Consider the following 17349-nt stretch of genomic DNA (forward strand, 5'->3'; position numbering starts at 1 on the left):
AACTAGTAAGAAGAAAGGTACAATGATAAGAGGTATGTCTGTAAAATAATAATTAATGGAGTTTTGTTTAAAATGAAAAAGTTAAAATATCTTTTTGTTTTTGGAATTATATTTGCTGCCGCGTTTTTTATAGGGAAAGATAAAATTATACAAAAGGCGCAAGTGTTCCGTTTAGAGTTTCTATCTGAAATGAAAGAAGCGACTATGATTGAAAATGTTCCATTTATAAAGCAGTTACCAGAATTACCTCGTGGATGTGAAGTTACAAGTTTGGCTATGTTGCTACAATACAAAGGTATACAAGTAGATAAGATGCAACTTGCTAGCGAAATTCATCGTGTTCCATTTGAACAAAATGGTTTACGTGGAAATCCTTATGAGGGGTTCGTTGGAAATATTTATACGAAGGCAAAGCCAGGATATGGTGTATATAATCAACCCATTTTTAATTTAGCAGAAAAATATGCTCCTGAAAAAGTAGTTAATTTAACAGGTAGAGACGTGCAAGATATGTATAAAGTAGTTAGTTCCGGTTCGCCAGTATGGGTCATTATTAATACAACGTTTCAGCCACTAGCCGAGAGTAGTTTTGAAACATGGAATACAAGCTCTGGCGAAGTGAAAATTACATATTATGAACATAGTGTAGTAATAGTTGGCTATGATCAAAACTTTATATATGTAAATGATCCACTTAAAAATAATCCACGTTTTGCTGTTCCGCGTGCAGAGTTTGAGAAAGCTTGGGAGCAAATGGGGAAACAAGCGATTACTATTTTATAATAATGAAAAGTCATCTTTTTGATGGCTTTTTATTTTTAATTTACTATAATAGAAAATTCAGAAGATTCTTTCAAAAATAAACAATTCACGTTATAATAACATTTAACTTGGTGAAGAAGGGGCGAAGGAAAATGGATGTTGCAAAGGAACTGGTTTTATCGAAAAATCAATTAATTGAGTGGAGAAGGCATTTTCATAAGTATCCAGAGCTATCTTTTCAAGAAGAAAAAACGTCACAGTTTGTATTTGATATACTTCGAAAAATCCCATATTTAGAAGTTTCCAGACCTACTAAATATAGTGTAATGGCAAGGTTAATTGGTAAGCAACCTGGTAAAACTATCGCGGTTCGTGCTGACATGGATGCTCTTCCTATTCATGAAGAAAATGAGTTTGATTTTATTTCTACATATCCAGGTGTGATGCATGCATGTGGCCATGATGGACATATAGCGATATTACTTGGGGTCGTACATAAATTAGTAGAAAAAAGAGAGAAGATTAAAGGAGAGATTCGCTTTCTCTTCCAACATGCAGAAGAAAACTTTCCTGGCGGTGCAGAGGAAATGGTTGCAGCGGGTGTAATGGAAGGTGTGGATTATATTATTGGTGCTCACCTTTGGGCATCGTTACAGGTTGGTAAAATAGGTGTAATTTATGGTGCTGCAATGGCTGCCCCGGATGTTTTTAAAATTACGATAGAAGGAAAAGGTGGACATGCTGGAATCCCTCATGAAACGGTTGATAGTATCGCAATCGGTACACAAGTTGTTTCGCAACTTCAGCAAATTGTATCTCGCCTCACGAATCCGTTAGATTCTCTTGTAGTATCTGTTACGCAATTTCATGCTGGGACAACCCATAATGTGATTCCAGAACAAGCGGAGATTGAAGGGACAGTGCGGAGTTTAAGACATGAGTTGCGAGAAGAAACAGAGAAAAGGATTGAACGGATTGTGAAGCATGTGACGGAATCTTACGGAGCGAAATATACATTTTCTTATGAATATGGATATCGACCAGTAGTAAATGATTATGAAGTTACAGAGATTATTGAGCAAACTGCATTACAGCTTTATGGAAGGGAACGAGTTACTCGTTTACAACCGACGATGGCTGGGGAAGATTTTTCAGCGTTTTTACAAAAGGCGCCAGGGACATTCTTTTTTATCGGTGCAGGAAATAAAGAGAAAGGAATTATATATCCTCACCATCATCCTCGTTTTACGATTGATGAAGATGCATTACCGATTGGAGTGGAAGTCTTTGTATCGTCTATTATGAATTTTATAAGTAAAGGAGAATGAGATGAAGAAAATACACGTATTAGCGCTTATTCCAGTTTTTTGTTTAGTTGTTGGACCTGTATTTGCTAATTCAGTTACTCCTTACGTATTAGGGATGCCATTTTTATTATTTTGGGTATTATTATCGGTGCTCATTACGTCTCTTTGTATGGGGCTTGTGTACGTATTTGATCCTGCTAATAAGGGGGATGTAAAATGATCGCCTTACTTATCATTATTTTATTTTTGTTTCTCGCACTATTTTTAGGAATTCGGGCACAACATGGAAAAGATATGAATTTAGAGCAATGGTCAGTTGGAGGAAGAGGCTTTGGCACTATTTTTGTTTTTCTTCTTATGGCAGGTGAAATTTATACGACGTTCACATTTTTAGGCGGAAGTGGATGGGCGTATAGTAAAGGAGCACCTACTTTCTATATTTTAGGTTATGGTGCACTAGCTTATATTTTATCTTACTTTTTATTGCCGCCAGTTTGGAAGTATGCGAAAGAGCATAATCTTGTCTCGCAGCCAGATTTTTTTGTGAAGAAATATAAGAGTCAGACGCTTGGCATTATCGTTTCTGTCATTGGGGTTATTTCAATTATCCCATACCTTGTTTTACAGTTAAAAGGATTAGGTATTATCGTTTCGGAAGCATCTTACGGCAGGGTATCACCAGTTATTGCAGTGTGGATTGGTGCGATTGTTATAACGATATATGTAATGGTTTCAGGCATACACGGCTCTGCTTGGACAGCCGCTTTGAAGGATATTATGATACTGTTTATCGTTATGTTTTTAGGTATATATTTACCATATCATTATTACGGAGGTTTTCAGCCGATGTTTGAAGCTGTAGAAGCAGCAAAACCAGGATTTCTATCTTTACCTGATGAAGGAATGAGCATTTCTTGGTTTGTTTCTACTATTGTATTAACAGCTCTCGGTTTCTATATGTGGCCCCATACATTCGCTTCTGCTTTCTCTGCAAAAAATGAAAAAGTATTTCGTAAAAATGCGGCAATTATGCCATTGTATTCTTTAGTTTTACTTTTCGTGTTCTTTGCAGGGTTTGCAGCTATACTGCAAGTTCCAGGGTTAAAGGGAGGGGATGTAGACCTTTCGTTATTCCGTCTCGCTCTTCAAACATTTGATCCATGGTTTATTGGTATTATTGGTAGTGCAGGAGTATTAACAGCATTAGTTCCGGGTTCCATGCTTGTTATGGCGGCATCTACTTTATTAGCAAAAAATATTTACCGAACAATGGTCCCATCTGCTTCAGATAGACAAGTTGCTAAAGCGGCAAAATTATTTGTTCCTGTAGTAACGCTTGTAGCTGTTTTGTTCACTTTTAAAGGTGGAGAAACGATAGGGGCTCTTCTTTTAATGGGATATAGTATAGTGACACAACTTTTCCCTGCGCTTGTATGTAGTTTGTTTCCACGTCAAGTTATTACGAAGAAAGGGGCAATTGCAGGAATGGGGATTGGATTGTTAGTGGTCGCATATATTACTTTATCTGGTTCAACTATAGCTACAATGTTTCCAGGTTTCCCTCAATATATAAAAGATTTAAATGTAGGTATAGTCGCATTGTTAATGAATATGATTGTGATGTTTATCGTTAGCGGGTTCACGAGAAATGTGTCTATAAAGACAGACAGTATAATAGTAGAAAAGTAATCCGTGTGCTAGAGCTATCTTTGAAAAGAGATAGCTCTTTTTTGTATATATTTTCTTCTATTAGCGGAATCTAACTAAAAACTTGTTGAAAAGGAAGTTAGGTGGGGGAATTGTTAGAGTTAAAAGGTAACTTATTTGAAGTTATGAAAGAAATTAGGGATGAATTAGGTTCGCCTAATGATTTAACAATTAGGGAAGTTGCCCTTGCGGGTAGTTTTACACGCTGTGCGGTTATTTTTTTATGTGGGTTAACAGATAAGGATAATGTTTATAAATATGTAGTTCGTACACTTCAATATGAAGAAGTACAAAAAGAAGAAGCTGTTGTTCAAACATTATTGGATCGTTTTATTTCTATTGCAGAAGTCGGTATGAAGACAACGTTTCCAGACATTATAAATGCAATTTTAGCAGGAGACACAGTTATATTAATTGATAATATTCAAACCGCTATTGTCATTAATAGCCGAGCATGGGAAAAAAGAAGTCTAGAATCTCCAGTAACAGAAGATTTAATACGTGGACCAAGAATTGGATTGAATGAAGATATTAACGTAAATAAGATGTTAATTCGCCGCAGCTTACGTGATCCGAAGTTACGGTTTCGATCCTATATTATGGGGAAGCGATCGCAAAAAGAAGTAACTTTAGTCTATATAGAGGATATTATTAACCCTTATATTGTAGACGAATTAGATCGACGGCTTCAATCAATAGTGGCAGACGTTATTCTTGAGACAGGAACGATTGAGCAATTAATTCAAGATAATAATTTATCACCATTCCCGCAATTTTTGAATACAGAAAGACCTGATAATATAGTGGCTGCGCTAGCGAAAGGAAAAGCGGCCATTTTAGTGGACGGATCACCATTTGCTCTTATCGCTCCACTAGTGTTTGTTGATATTTTTCAATCTGTAGAAGATCATTATGAGCGCTGGGTAATTGGTACGTTATTAAGAATTTTACGTATGGGATCAGGTATTGCTGCTGTTTTACTACCTGCCACGTACGTAGCGCTTGTTTCGTATCATCAAGGGCTTATTCCCTCTAAATTAGCTTATTCTATTGCGGGAGCGAGAGAAGGGGTACCATTTCCGGCATATATAGAAACGTTAATGATGGCATTAACGATGGAGTTAATACGAGAAGCGGGAATTAGGTTGCCAAAACCGATGGGGCAAACAATTGGGATTGTAGGTGGTCTTGTAATTGGAGAAGCTGCGGTGAACGCAGGGATTGTAAATCCGTTTTTAGTAATTATTATTGCAGTTACTGCAATTGCTACATTTTCACTGCCTGTATATAGCATTACGATTACGTTTCGGATTTTACTTTTTGTCTTTGTTTTAGCGGCGACTGCTTTTGGACTATATGGAATTATTTTAGCTCTTATTGCACTTGCGATTCATATTACGAATTTAAAGAGTGTTGGGGTGCCATATACAACGCCTATTGCTCCTGCATTTTATAAAGATTGGGAAGAAGAAATGATCCGCTTGCCAAAATCAATGTTGAAAGAAAGACCAGAGTACTTACAAACGAAAGATTCTACAATACGTCCAAAGGAGCGAGAGTAATTGAAACCATTTGAATATGGGGATGAAGAGATTGGATCTCGGGAACTTGGTTTTGCGGTATCGTCAACAATTATCGGTATAGGTGCATTATCTATGCCGCGAGATATTGCTACGCAAACCTTATTTTCGGACGGTTGGATTATTTTGCTTTTGGGTGGATTAGTCTGTGCGGTTTTAGGGTGGTTTGTAACGAGGGTAGCTATTTTATTCCCAAAACAAAACTTTGTTCAATATACGAGTGCACATTTGACGAAGCCTGTTGCATACACAATTAGTAGCATTTTAGTATTAACGTTTGCTGCTTTGACAGCATATGAATCGCGAATGATTGCAATTATTTCACAAACGTATTTATTTAGTGATACACCAGTGCAACTATTGTCTTTCTTTTTCCTATTAGTTGTTATTTATGGAATAGCAGGATCGAGAGCGGCTTTATTAAGGCTAAACGTTTTGTTTTTACCTATAGTTTTAATTGCGATAGTGCTGCTTTCTTTATTGAATATAAATTTAATGGAAATAAATAATTTACTACCAGCTTTTCAAACGGACGTCAGTCAATATGCTGTAGGAGTTAAAAACTCTATTTTCACATTTATCGGATTTGAGGTAGCTCTGTTTTATGCTGTGATGTTGAACGATAAGTCAGTGAAAAAGGCACCGATGGCAGTTGCAAAAGCGGTGATGGTAAACGTGTTGTCATACATTTTAATTTATGTAACTTGTATTAGTGTTTTTACATATATGACAACACGTGGATTGACATATCCAACAATTGAACTAGGGAAAGAAATTGAAATTGGTGGGGGGTTTTTAGAAAGGTTTGATGCGATTTTTTTTACTACTTGGATTATTACTATTTATAACACTACAGCAATGTATTATGACGTCGCATCTTTATTGTTTTGTGCTATGTTTCCGAAAGTGAAGAAACATATTTTTATTTTCGTAAGTGCCCCGATTATTTTTATGGTGAATATGATACCTAGTAGTTTGAATGACTTGTCAAATTACGGAACTTATTTAGCTTGGATAGATATGGGCTTTGTTGTGTTAGCACCTTTGTTAGTTTTTATTGTATATAAAATAAAAAGAAGGAATGGTAGAAATGAAACACCTTCTTAAAATCATAATGCTTATAGTTTTAGTTGGATCTATAAGTGGGTGCTCTGAGTTAGAAGAAATAGAAGAAAGAGGATTTGTAGTAGGTGCAGCCTATGATATTGTGAAAAAAAAGAAAGCGAATCCAATTATGAAAGGGACGTATCAGATGGTACTCCCCAGTAAATTGTCGCAACAAGGTGGACAAGGTGGTGGAGATAGCGAAAATTATATTAATGTGAGTGCGAAGGCAGATAGTGTCTTTGAGCAAATACGAATTATTGCCAAAAAAATTAGTCGCTCACTATTCTTTCCGCACATACAAGTGATAATTTTTTCTAAAGATTTATTATCGAATCCATATGTTTTACAAAATACGTTAGATGTATATATTCGTGATCATGAGATGAGAAGAAATATACGTTTGTTCGTTTCTAAGAAAAATGCAGAAGCTATTTTGAAGCAGAGCGCTAAGCCTGAAAATTTACCGGCGCAGTATATTGATATGTTAGCTGAACATCCTCCGAAAAATGCTCAAATGATTGAGGCTGCAAGAATTGGTGAAGTTCAGGAAAAGATGATTTCCAACCGAAGCTTCGTATTACCTATTCTTGAATTAACAAGGCAAGGGGTACAAATGAACGGGGCAGCGTTGTTTCGCGGGAAGGATAATAAGTGTGTAGGTAGTTTGAATGGAGAAGAAACATTTGGAATAAATTATATAATAGGTAAGAAAATTGGAGGATTCTTTACCATTCGTAAAAAAGACCAGCTTATTACATATGAAATTCATAAAATGCGTCGAAAGATTAAAGTATCTACAGAAAATGCTACAAAACCGAAGTTCGATATTCACTTATTTTTGGAAGGAACATTGGCTGAGTTGCATTTTAGTGATCATAAACAAATTATGAACGAAAAGCGATTAAAGAAAAACATCACGGAGGAAATGGAGAAGCGCATTCAAAAATCGATTAAGCTTGTTCAAAAAAAATATAAGGTAGATGTATTAGAGTTAGGGGACGTATATAAGCGGCATAATTATAAAGAATGGAAGAAGATAGATAAGAATTGGGATCAAGGTGAAAATTACTTTAGTAATGCTGAGATTACTGTTCATGTTCATCCGACAATTGAGCATTCAGGTTCAGCTTTACCAAAAAGAGTGAAATAAGGTGATGGAAGGTGTTTACTGGATTAGGAATTAGTTGCACAATATTAATGGCAATTCTTCCGGGGACCATATACTTTATTCATAAGAAACTCACAATGTATGGGGCACAGCCTTGGAATACTGATGCACAAAAAAAGAAACCTGAATGATTTCAGGTTTCTTTCGCACAAAGCATATGTGAAGGGGGATACCTTCTATGTATGCTTTGCTTTTATACAAGCCCTAACCAATGTACCAACTGTGTAGAGAGGAATGTCACAACAATGGCGATAACGGTAGGGATTGCAAACGATAAGAATGTCCATTTTGCACTTTTTGTTTCTTTATATATGTTAACCAGTGTTGTTCCACATGGGAAATGAAGAAGTGAGAACAACATTGTGTTTAACGCTGTTAACCAAGTCCAACCATTTTCTAAGAATAGATTTTTAATTTGATTAAAATCGTCTATTTCAGTTAAAGCTCCAGTTGATAAATAAGACATTAATAAAATAGGGATAACAATTTCATTCGCTGGTAGTCCAAGAATGAATGCAGCTAAAATAAATCCATCAAGTCCTAACATTTTAGCGAACGGATCTAGGAAGTTTACAAAATACATAAGTAAGCTTGTGTCACCGATGAAAATATTAGCTAGTAACCAAGTTAATGCAGCAGCAGGGGCAGCTACAACAACAGCTCGTTTTAAAACATAGACTGATTTGTCGAGTGTCGCACGCACAATTGTATTCCAAACCTTTGGCTTACGGTACGGCGGTAACTCAAGTGTGTAGTGAGTTGGCACACCTTTTAAAGCTGTTTTTGATAGTACCCAAGAAACAGTTAATGTCATAATAACACCAATTACAACCATCCCAACTACAACGCCAGCAGTAACTAATGTTTGCATACTACCTGTATAACCAGCAGCCATAAATAATGAAGACATTAAAATTAACATAGGCCAGCGACCGTTACAAGGAACGAAGTTGTTTGTTAAGATTGCAAGCATACGTTCACGTGGTGATTCAATAATACGTGTTGACATAATAGCGGCTGCGTTACAACCAAAGCCCATTGCCATTGTTAAAGATTGTTTACCATGTGCACCGGAGCGTTTGAATAAGCGATCCATATTAAAAGCGACACGTGGTAAATATCCGTAGTTTTCTAATAGTGCGAACATAGGGAAAAAGATTGCCATAGGTGGTAACATAACGCTAATAACAGCACCGATACCACGGAATAAACCAAGTATTAAAATGCCATGTAGCCATTCGGGTGCATGTGCTGCCTGAAACCAAGATGTTAAATATCCTTCGGCCCATCCGAAACACTCAGCAATCATATCAGATGGTACGTTAGCACCTGCAATTGTAAGATAAAAAATAATAGATAAAATACCGAGCATAATTGGAAATCCCCAGATTGGAGATGTGAAAATTTTATCTAGTTTTTCAGAACGATACAATTTATCAGTATTTGTATATTGAACAGACTCTTTACATATGCTTGCAGATGTTCGATAAATATCTCCGACAATATCATCTCGTATATCTTCTTTTGAGAGTGTTTGTGCATGTTGAATAATATAGTCTAATGGAAGAGCTTTACTGGCTGAGTGAGATTCCATTCATTACGACCTCCCTTACAAGCGGTTCATTATGGTGTTTTTGAAGTGTAGTTAAGAAATTTTTATCTCCATCTAATATACGTAACGCAATCCAACGTGCTGGATACGTATCACCGAACACTTTATAAATTTGTGGTTCTAATTCCTGAATCATATTTTCGATTTTTTCACTGTAAGAAATTTTAATTGGTGTTGGAATTAATTTTTTATTTGCTACTTTAGCGATAACACTTAGCAAATGCCCAATACCTACTCGGTTACGAGCAGAAATCTTAACTACAGGTACACCGAGCGATTTTGCTAATTTCTTTTCATCAATAACGATGCCTTTTTTCTCCGCTTCATCAATTAAATTAATACAAATGACTACATTGCTTGTCATTTCCATCACTTGGAGGGCTAAATTTAAATTTCTTTCCATTGCAGTTGCATCTATAACAACTACAGTTACTTCTGGTTTTTCAAATATAATATAATCTCTTGCTACTTCTTCATCCGTAGAATTTGAATATAGTGAGTAAGTTCCAGGTAAATCTATTAATGTATATTTACTTCCGTTATGTTCATATTCTCCTTCAGCTTTTAAAACAGTTTTTCCCGTCCAGTTTCCAGTGTGTTGTTTTAAGCCTGTTAAAGTATTAAATAATGTACTTTTCCCGGTGTTCGGGTTGCCAGCTAAAGCAATACGATGTTTGCTCATCTGAAATCATCTCCTATTAATACCCCGAAAATAAGGGAACTTTCTTCCTTACGTAGTGCGATAGTTGTATTGCTTACTTGATAAGCGACCGGATCTCCAAGTGGACTGCGCTGTAATACTTTAATTGTTGCCCCAGGGATAAATCCTAAGTCTAATAAACGTCGTTTCATAGTTCCTTCTAATTGTATCTTCTCAATTTGTACAAACTCTCCTGTCTTAAATTCGGAAAGTGGTTTTGTATTAGCCGATACCATAAAAGTTACCTCATCTCTATATTGTTTGTTTAAGTTTAAAAAGTTTCCTTAGGTAAACTTTTTGCTAATAATATAGTAGACTACATTGGATGATGCTGTCAATTGGTACTTTAAAAATATTCATTTATTTTTAGAATTGTTCCAATTTATTTAGTTGTACTAAAAAATATTACTGGAATTTTGTTTAATGTAAATAAAGTAAGAGTGTAAAAATTAAAAAATACAATGGATTTGTAAATGTATTTTTAATTAAAAGGGGAAAAGAGTGAAAAACATTTACATTGAATTTACATTGTTAAGAATAAATTTACATTACAGCTTAATTCGTGTGGATTTTGTTGGGTTCTTTAACTATAAATGTTGGGATTCCTAGCTTTTAAGGGTTATTATCGTCATTTACTTAAAATTAAAAATTGCTTAACACTCACATAATATTGTTGTCCTACAATGAATTTGTGTTCGAAAGAAAATGAATTCGAAAAGTGATAATCCAAATGGGGGTACAAGACATGGTTATGAAAAAAGGTATTAAATTTTCTTTAGCGGCTTTAGTGGTGGCAGGAGCGTTAGTTGGATGTGGGAAAGCAGATGATACAGCTAGTAAAGAAACTGCTAAAGGAAGCGATAATACAAAACAAGAATTATCAGGTACGATTGCAGCAGCTGGTTCTACAGCTCTTCTACCTCTTGCGGAGGAAGCTGGAAAGAAATTCATGGAGAAAAATTCAAAAGTTTCTATTCAAGTGCAAGGTGGCGGTAGTGGAACTGGGATTAACCAAGTAGCATCGGGTGCAGTACAAATTGGTAATTCAGATGTTCCATCAGGGGATAAAATAAAAGATGATGAAAAAGCGAAAGAATTAGTAGATAACAAGGTTGCGGGTATTGCATTCGCGCTTGTCGTAAATAAAGATGTAAAAGTTGATAACTTAACAGTGCAACAAGTACAAGATATCTTCACTGGGAAAGTAACAAACTGGAAAGAGGTAGGCGGGAAAGATGAAAAAATCAACGTAATTAACCGTCCAGCTTCATCTGGTACACGTGCTACATTTGAAAAGACAGTTATGAAAGAAGCGAAAATTAATGATGGAACTGGTACAACACAAGATTCTAACGGTGCAGTAGAGCAAGCAATCAATTCTACTCCAGGTTCAGTAAGTTATTTAGCAATGTCTTACATGGTTGGCGATAAAAAAGGTGCGCTACAAACAGTGAAAATTGATGGTTCTGAACCAAAAGTTGAAAACATTTCGTCTGGTAAATATCCATTCTGGTCTTACGAGTACATGGTAACAAAAGGTGAAGCGAAAGAAGCAACGAAAGCTTACATTGATTATGTAAAAGGCAAAGACTTTGAAAAGCAAGTAGAAGATATGGGTTACATCCCAATGTCTAAATTAAATAAGTAATAAATTTTTATGGGGCTGGCTGCAAGGCCAGTCCTGTTCATTTCAATCTATGAAGTGGGGTCTGACCTGTGATGAAGGGGAAAAAACAAATTAATTACGTAAAAAGTGAATATATAGGAAGATCGCTTGTTACGTTTTGTGGTATTTTTATTGTTTTAATTACATTAGCTATTATTGCGTTTATTTGCGGTAAAGGTATTCAATCTTTTACACAAAGCGGTATCTCATTTACTGAGATGTTAACATCGACAAAATGGAATCCAAATGCTGACGAAGGAACCTTCGGGGCTTTGATTTTTATTGTAGGTTCAACGGTGGTTTCGTTAGGTGCGGTTATTATTAGTGCGCCAATTGCTATAGCTCTTGCTATATTCATGAATTTAATTTCGCCGAAGTTTGGAAATAAAGTATTGAAGCCCGTTTTAGAATTATTAGTTGGTATTCCTTCGGTTGTATACGGATTATTAGGGGTTACGATTTTAGTGCCGCTATTACGTGATTCGTTCGGGGGAGTGGGCTTTAGTCTAATTGCGGGTATTGTTGTATTAAGTATTATGATTTTACCTACTATTGCTAGTATCGCTTCTGATGCAATACGCTCCGTTCCATTTGATTATTTAGAAGCTTCTTATGGTCTAGGATCAACGAAATGGCAAGCGGTTAGCCGAGTGATTGTTCCTGCTGCGAAAAAAGGGATTTTAACAGGTGTTGTTTTAGGTTTAGCGCGTGCTTTTGGTGAAGCATTAGCAGTTCAAATGGTAATCGGGAACACAATTAAATTACCAGAAGGAATATATAGTCCGACAGCGACGTTAACTGGTATTTTGACAATGGACATGACAAATACATTAAACGGAACTGCTTGGAACAATGCGCTATGGACTTTAGCGATGATTTTACTTGTTATTTCATTCCTGTTTATTTTAGTAATTCGAGCGATTGGGCAAAGAGGTGAGCGATAATAATGAATGCAAGAACGGTAAATAAAGTTTGGACAGGTATCTTTTATGCAGTTGCAGCTTTAGTTGTAGCTCTGCTAGTATTCTTAGTGTTTGAAATTCTGCAAAAGGGATGGGGATTTTGGGATCCTAATTTCTTGTTTGGAGAACCAAGTAATACAAGAGCTGGTGGTGGGATTGGTCCACAGTTATTCAATTCCTTCTACATGCTTGTTATAACGCTTGTTATATCTATTCCTCTTGGGTTAGGTGCTGGAATATATTTAGCAGAGTACGCAAAACAAGGGCGCTTTTTAAATTTTGTTCGTTTATGTATTGAGACAATGGCGTCTTTACCTTCGATTGTTGTTGGTTTATTCGGTTTGTTAGTGTTCGTTACCATGACAGGTTGGGGATACACAGTAATGGGCGGTGCTCTTGCTTTAACAATTTTAAACTTACCAGGTTTAACACGTGTTTGTGAAAATGCGATTTCAGAAGTGCCTCATAATGTAAAAGAGGCGAGTCTTGGATTAGGTGCAACGAAATGGCAAACAATTGCTCGTATTATTATTCCATCGTCATTACCGCAAATTATTACAGGTATTATTTTAGCGGCGGGTCGTATATTTGGTGAAGCGGCAGCGTTAATTTACACAGCGGGTTTAACATCCCCGATTTTAAATTCAGCAGCGGACTTCTCAAGTCCTGCGCATCCTTTAAATCCATTTAGACCAGCTGAAACGTTAGCGGTTCACATTTGGAAGTTAAATTCTGAAGGAGTTATTCCGGATGCGAAGTTGATCGCGACAAAATCTGCAGCTGTATTAATTATTATGGTGTTACTATTCAACGTTATTTCACGCTTGGTAGCATCTATATTGCACAAACGTTTTACAGGGACGAAAAGAAAAAGTAAAACGACGAAAAAAGTAAAAGCGGCATAAATTATAAAGAGGAACTCTCTATTTATAAGTAGGGAGTTCTTTTTGTATTTTAATATAGAAGGAAGGGATGTAATGATTGTTGAATTTGTAATTGATTATATAGATGAATAGGTACAGATGAGAGGAGAAGTTAATTTGTTTTTTCTACAAATGTCAGGTTTTCCTGGATCGGGAAAATCGACAGTTTCTAAGTATATAGCGAAGTTAACAGGTGCTGTAATTATAAATCATGACGTTTTGAAATCGGCATTGTTACAATCATTAGAAATGAAAGGGGTTGAATCGACAATTGTTGGAGGAGTATCATACGATGTTGAATGGGCATTGATTGATTCTTATTTAGAACAAGGGCATAGTGTTATATTGGATAGTCCATGTTTATATGAAGGGATGGTTGAAAAAGGAATGAAACTGTCTAATAAACATGGTGTGAAATATAAATATATTGAATGCTATCTTAATGATATGGAGGAGATTAATAATAGGTTACAAACACGTAAACGTATGGTTAGTCAGATTGGAAAAGTGGATTCGGAAGTAGCTTTTAAAAAATGGTTAGATGGTAGTAAAAGACCTTTAAATAGTGAATGTCTTATTGTAGATTCTGGTAAACCTCTAGAGCGATATGCTCAAAAAATGATGGATTATATCAGTAAGTAGAGAAAAAGGCGTTATCTTCGTTCTTGAAGATAACGCCTTTTTCTTTAAATATCAGGTGTTTCTGTAGAAGTGCTTATTTTTCTACGAGAGCGTCTTTTTCTCCCGATTTTATCTAATAGTTCATACATAACTGGAACGACTACTAATGTAAGAACGGTTGAGACTGCTAAACCACCGATGACAACGACGGCAAGACTTTTTGATACCATGCTTCCTGCTTGCGATTGACCAAATAGGAGAGGAAGCATAGCGACGATTGTCGTTATAGCTGTCATAATAATTGGACGTAATCTAGTGGAACCCGCTTCTAGTAAGGCTTCTCTTGTTTCCATGCCGTGTTCCCGATTTTGTTGCACTCTTTCTATTAATACAATAGCGTTTGTAACGACAATCCCGATTAACATTAATGCGCCGATTAAGGAATTTACATCAACAGGTGTTCCTGAAATGATTAACCCTAAAATACCGCCAACAGCAGCTAATGGCAAGGAGAACAAAATTGCAAAAGGAGCGCGCGCCTGTCCGAAGGTGATAACCATAATTAAATATACAATCCCGATTGCAATCCCCATAATTTTGAATAAATCTGTGAAGTTCTCTTGCATAGATTCAGTTGCACCTGCAATAGTTACTTTTGCGCCGCTAGGTAAATCTAAGTTAGCTATCGTTTCATTTACTTCTGCACTTACTTTACTTAAATCTTCATTTGAGGCCTCGGCAGTAATTTGAATCGTTTCTTTTCCGTCTTTATGGAAGACTTCTGTTTGAAGTTGCTTTTCTGAAATAGTTGCAATGTCTTTTAAAGGAATTGGTCCATTGATAGGTGATAGTATGCTTGTGTTTAAAATGTCTTCTTGTTTAGTAATGTTTTCTTTTTTGTGTTCTATTATAATAGTTGTTTTTTCATTATTGATTGAAACTTCACCAATAGGTGATTTCTTCATAAGGAGTGCTACTTGTTGTGCTGCTAATTCTGGTGTTAAGCCTAGTTGTTCGGCCTTTGTTTGATCAACATGGATTTGCCATTCTTTCTTAGAGTCTTCTAAATTTGTTTTTACTTTAGAGAGAGCAGTCATATCTTTTAGTTTTGTTTCGACGATAGTAGCAGCCTCTTTTAAATTCGTTTCGTTAGTAGCTGTTACGTTGAATTGCAAATTGTTGCCACCACCAGAGCTTGAATAACTCGTTTTTATATAATCTAGTTCAGCAGGCTCAAAAGCTTTATGTTCTTTCTTTAACTCTTTAATATATTGATCAATATCAGAGCCTTTCTTGAAGACTACAAATATACTGGCAAGATTATTTTTTGTCGTTTGCCCCCATTGTGCATCTTCTGCGCTAGATCCCATTCGTAAAATAACATCCGTTACATCCGAATTAGAAAGTAATTTCTTTTCGAAATCGAAGGCTTTTTGTTTTTGCGTTTCAGGAGCGTAATCAGCTGGGAAAGTCATATTAATAGATAACATTGTGTCGTCTTCAGATTTTATGTTCGCTTTCGGTAGTAATACATAGGCTGCAATCGATCCTGCGAATAATAAAAAAGCAGTAAGTAGAATAATGAATTTATGCGAAAGAGCCCACTTTAATGTAGCGACATATCGTGGTGAAGAACTTGGCTTTTTGTGCTTTGTTTTTTTGAGTAGTAAAAAAGCCATAAGTGGAACAACTGTTAGTGCAACGATTAAGGATGATAGTATAGAATATACAACTGCTAATACCATAGGTAACATTAATTTTCCGATTACTCCTGATACGAGGCCAATAGGTAAGAAAACAGCGACTGTTGTTAAAGTAGAAGAAGTAATTGCGACGGCGACCTCTTTCGTTGCATCAAGAATAATATCTTTAGAGAAAGATTCTTTTTGTAAACGACGGAAAATATTCTCGATGACAACGATACTATCATCAACGAGACGTCCAACTGCAACTGCTAAACCACCAAGCGTTAAGGTGTTAAGTGTGATGTTAGATTGGTGTAGTAAAAAGAGTGTTAATAAAATAGATAATGGAATACTGACAACGGCGATGAGTGTCGTTCGGAAGTTACGCAAAAAGATTAAGATAATTAGAGTTGCAGCAATTGCTCCAAGAATTACTTCTTTGCCCATGCTAGTAACAGCATTTTCAACTTGCTCATGAGTTGAGGCTAAAAGTTTAATAGAAAACTGATCTTTATATTGTTTACTTATATCTTTGATTTTCTTATCGATTTCCTTTCCGATTGTAACTGCATTTTTACTTGGCTCTTTCATGATGATCAATCCGGTTCCTTCTTCTCCGTTTATATGCGAGATTGTATCGTAGTGTTGTTTAAGTTCGATTTGAGCCACATCTTGCAATTTTACTTGAGGTGCAACGGTTATGTTTTTAATATCATCTACATTTTTTATATCCCCAATGACACGAAGGTTATATTCTTCTTTATTAACGGTAATTGCTCCAGCTGGAGTGGAAGTTTCTTTTCCTTGTAAAACTTTTAATATTTGTTCTGTTGTTACGTTTTTATCTTTTAATTGGTTTGGGTCTAGTATGATAGATAATTCAGAGGCTGATTTTCCGAAAAACATAACGTTGGCAACACCATCAATGTTTTCGAGTTGTGGTACGATTTCTTTTTCGATTTGTTTTTCATCTGCTTTTGAAAATCCATTTTGCTTCTGGATAGCAATTTGAGCGAGTGGAATCATAGAAGTATTTAATTGGCTAACTATGGGTTTCGTTGCATCTTTAGGTAATTTAATTGTGTTAATGGCCTTTTCAACCTCGCGTGCCGCGTCTTTCATGTTTGCTTTGGATGTATACGCGATATCGATACGTGATAATCCCTCGTGCGTAGAAGAGGTGATGCTGTCGATGTGTTCTAAATTGCGAAATTGTTTTTCGAGGGGATCAGTTACTTCTTTTGTCATCGCTTCAGCATCGAGTCCTTGAGATAAGGTTGTGACAGTGACTGCTGGATTATCGATGCTTGGTAAAAATTCCATAGGTAATTTAGATCCGGAATAAACGCCAAGTACGGAAATGAGAAAAACCATGATGATAACAGCGGCGCGGTTTTTTAATGAAAACTTTGTTAACCTATCCATAAAGTAATTCCTCCATTGGTTTATTTATAGTTGAGTACGTCCTTTCTTACTATATAACAAAAAATGGATATCTTTCATTAATTAAATGTAAAAAAATTCTAACAATAATCTTAAGTTAATGTTT

At 35.9% G+C, this 17349-nt stretch carries 15 protein-coding genes; 11 read left to right on the forward strand and 4 right to left on the reverse strand.

Annotated elements, in window-relative coordinates:
* Positions 1-72 precede the first annotated feature (72 nt).
* The 7 genes from MKX31_RS01875 to MKX31_RS01905 all read left to right on the forward strand — a co-directional run bounded on the left by MKX31_RS01875 (position 73) and on the right by MKX31_RS01905 (position 7613).
* Entirely contained in the window at positions 73-783 is a 711-nt protein-coding gene (locus MKX31_RS01875) for a C39 family peptidase (protein WP_064477056.1), read from the forward strand.
* Positions 784-914: 131 nt separating this feature from the next.
* Positions 915-2090, forward strand: a complete 1176-nt coding sequence (locus MKX31_RS01880) for an amidohydrolase (protein ID WP_064477055.1) — start codon at positions 915-917, stop codon at positions 2088-2090.
* A 1-nt stretch (position 2091) separates the two neighbouring features.
* Positions 2092-2289, forward strand: a complete 198-nt coding sequence (locus MKX31_RS01885; protein WP_000719861.1) for a DUF3311 domain-containing protein — start codon at positions 2092-2094, stop codon at positions 2287-2289.
* Positions 2286-3758 (forward strand): sodium:solute symporter family protein, encoded by a 1473-nt coding sequence (locus MKX31_RS01890; RefSeq protein ID WP_149174068.1) that lies wholly within the window; start codon positions 2286-2288, stop codon positions 3756-3758. The genes MKX31_RS01885 and MKX31_RS01890 overlap by 4 nt, the downstream gene beginning before the upstream one ends.
* A 101-nt stretch (positions 3759-3859) precedes the next feature.
* Positions 3860-5338 (forward strand): spore germination protein GerLA, encoded by a 1479-nt coding sequence (gene gerLA, locus MKX31_RS01895; protein WP_095205680.1) that lies wholly within the window; start codon positions 3860-3862, stop codon positions 5336-5338.
* A complete protein-coding gene (gene gerLB / locus MKX31_RS01900) occupies positions 5339-6463 on the forward strand; it encodes a spore germination protein GerLB (RefSeq protein WP_064477054.1) in 1125 nt (374 codons plus the stop codon).
* Positions 6447-7613 (forward strand): Ger(x)C family spore germination protein, encoded by a 1167-nt coding sequence (locus tag MKX31_RS01905; protein ID WP_064477053.1) that lies wholly within the window; start codon positions 6447-6449, stop codon positions 7611-7613. Before gerLB ends, MKX31_RS01905 begins: the two co-directional genes overlap by 17 nt.
* A gap of 211 nt (positions 7614-7824) precedes the next feature.
* On the opposite strand, the gene MKX31_RS01910 is transcribed toward MKX31_RS01905, so the two are convergent.
* From MKX31_RS01910 to MKX31_RS01920, 3 genes are read right to left on the reverse strand one after another with little or no spacing between them, the layout of a single operon-like run.
* Positions 7825-9225: a nucleoside recognition domain-containing protein gene (locus tag MKX31_RS01910; protein ID WP_064477052.1), complete on the reverse strand. Its 1401-nt coding sequence runs from the start codon at positions 9223-9225 to the stop codon at positions 7825-7827.
* Positions 9203-9925 (reverse strand): FeoB small GTPase domain-containing protein, encoded by a 723-nt coding sequence (locus tag MKX31_RS01915; protein ID WP_064477051.1) that lies wholly within the window; start codon positions 9923-9925, stop codon positions 9203-9205. Before MKX31_RS01915 ends, MKX31_RS01910 begins: the two co-directional genes overlap by 23 nt.
* Positions 9922-10179 carry a FeoA family protein gene (locus MKX31_RS01920; RefSeq protein WP_000252989.1) on the reverse strand — a complete coding sequence of 86 codons (258 nt, stop codon included), beginning with the start codon at positions 10177-10179 and terminating at the stop codon, positions 9922-9924. Before MKX31_RS01920 ends, MKX31_RS01915 begins: the two co-directional genes overlap by 4 nt.
* 509 nt (positions 10180-10688) lie before the next feature.
* On the opposite strand from MKX31_RS01920, the gene MKX31_RS01925 reads away from it, so the two are divergent.
* The 4 genes from MKX31_RS01925 (at position 10689) to MKX31_RS01940 (ending at position 14136) form a co-directional block, all read left to right on the forward strand.
* Positions 10689-11591, forward strand: coding sequence for a phosphate ABC transporter substrate-binding protein PstS family protein (locus MKX31_RS01925; RefSeq protein WP_222655671.1), 903 nt, complete (start codon positions 10689-10691; stop codon positions 11589-11591).
* Positions 11592-11662: 71 nt separating this feature from the next.
* Positions 11663-12553, forward strand: coding sequence for a phosphate ABC transporter permease subunit PstC (gene pstC / locus MKX31_RS01930; protein ID WP_000676675.1), 891 nt, complete (start codon positions 11663-11665; stop codon positions 12551-12553).
* A gap of 2 nt (positions 12554-12555) precedes the next feature.
* Positions 12556-13476: a phosphate ABC transporter permease PstA gene (gene pstA / locus MKX31_RS01935; RefSeq protein ID WP_000994145.1), complete on the forward strand. Its 921-nt coding sequence runs from the start codon at positions 12556-12558 to the stop codon at positions 13474-13476.
* A gap of 135 nt (positions 13477-13611) precedes the next feature.
* The gene (locus MKX31_RS01940) at positions 13612-14136 is read left to right on the forward strand and encodes an AAA family ATPase (RefSeq protein ID WP_088046955.1); all 525 of its coding nucleotides are present in this window, start codon (positions 13612-13614) and stop codon (positions 14134-14136) included.
* A gap of 44 nt (positions 14137-14180) precedes the next feature.
* On the opposite strand, the gene MKX31_RS01945 is transcribed toward MKX31_RS01940, so the two are convergent.
* A complete protein-coding gene (locus tag MKX31_RS01945) occupies positions 14181-17225 on the reverse strand; it encodes an efflux RND transporter permease subunit (protein ID WP_064477050.1) in 3045 nt (1014 codons plus the stop codon).
* Between the last annotated feature and the right edge of the window lie 124 nt (positions 17226-17349).

The organism is Bacillus sp. FSL M8-0063, from assembly GCF_038005545.1.
GTDB classification, from domain to species: domain Bacteria; phylum Bacillota; class Bacilli; order Bacillales; family Bacillaceae_G; genus Bacillus_A; species Bacillus_A wiedmannii.

Coding starts and splice junctions, on each gene's coding strand:
- MKX31_RS01925 (WP_222655671.1), top strand. CDS start 10,689: ATGGTTATGAAAAAAGGTATTAAATTTTCTTTAGCGGCTTTAGTGGTG.
- MKX31_RS01910 (WP_064477052.1), bottom strand. CDS start 9,225: ATGGAATCTCACTCAGCCAGTAAAGCTCTTCCATTAGACTATATTATT.
- MKX31_RS01945 (WP_064477050.1), bottom strand. CDS start 17,225: ATGGATAGGTTAACAAAGTTTTCATTAAAAAACCGCGCCGCTGTTATC.
- MKX31_RS01875 (WP_064477056.1), top strand. CDS start 73: ATGAAAAAGTTAAAATATCTTTTTGTTTTTGGAATTATATTTGCTGCC.
- MKX31_RS01890 (WP_149174068.1), top strand. CDS start 2,286: ATGATCGCCTTACTTATCATTATTTTATTTTTGTTTCTCGCACTATTT.
- MKX31_RS01920 (WP_000252989.1), bottom strand. CDS start 10,179: ATGGTATCGGCTAATACAAAACCACTTTCCGAATTTAAGACAGGAGAG.
- MKX31_RS01885 (WP_000719861.1), top strand. CDS start 2,092: ATGAAGAAAATACACGTATTAGCGCTTATTCCAGTTTTTTGTTTAGTT.
- MKX31_RS01905 (WP_064477053.1), top strand. CDS start 6,447: ATGAAACACCTTCTTAAAATCATAATGCTTATAGTTTTAGTTGGATCT.
- MKX31_RS01880 (WP_064477055.1), top strand. CDS start 915: ATGGATGTTGCAAAGGAACTGGTTTTATCGAAAAATCAATTAATTGAG.
- MKX31_RS01915 (WP_064477051.1), bottom strand. CDS start 9,925: ATGAGCAAACATCGTATTGCTTTAGCTGGCAACCCGAACACCGGGAAA.
- pstA (WP_000994145.1), top strand. CDS start 12,556: ATGAATGCAAGAACGGTAAATAAAGTTTGGACAGGTATCTTTTATGCA.
- pstC (WP_000676675.1), top strand. CDS start 11,663: ATGAAGGGGAAAAAACAAATTAATTACGTAAAAAGTGAATATATAGGA.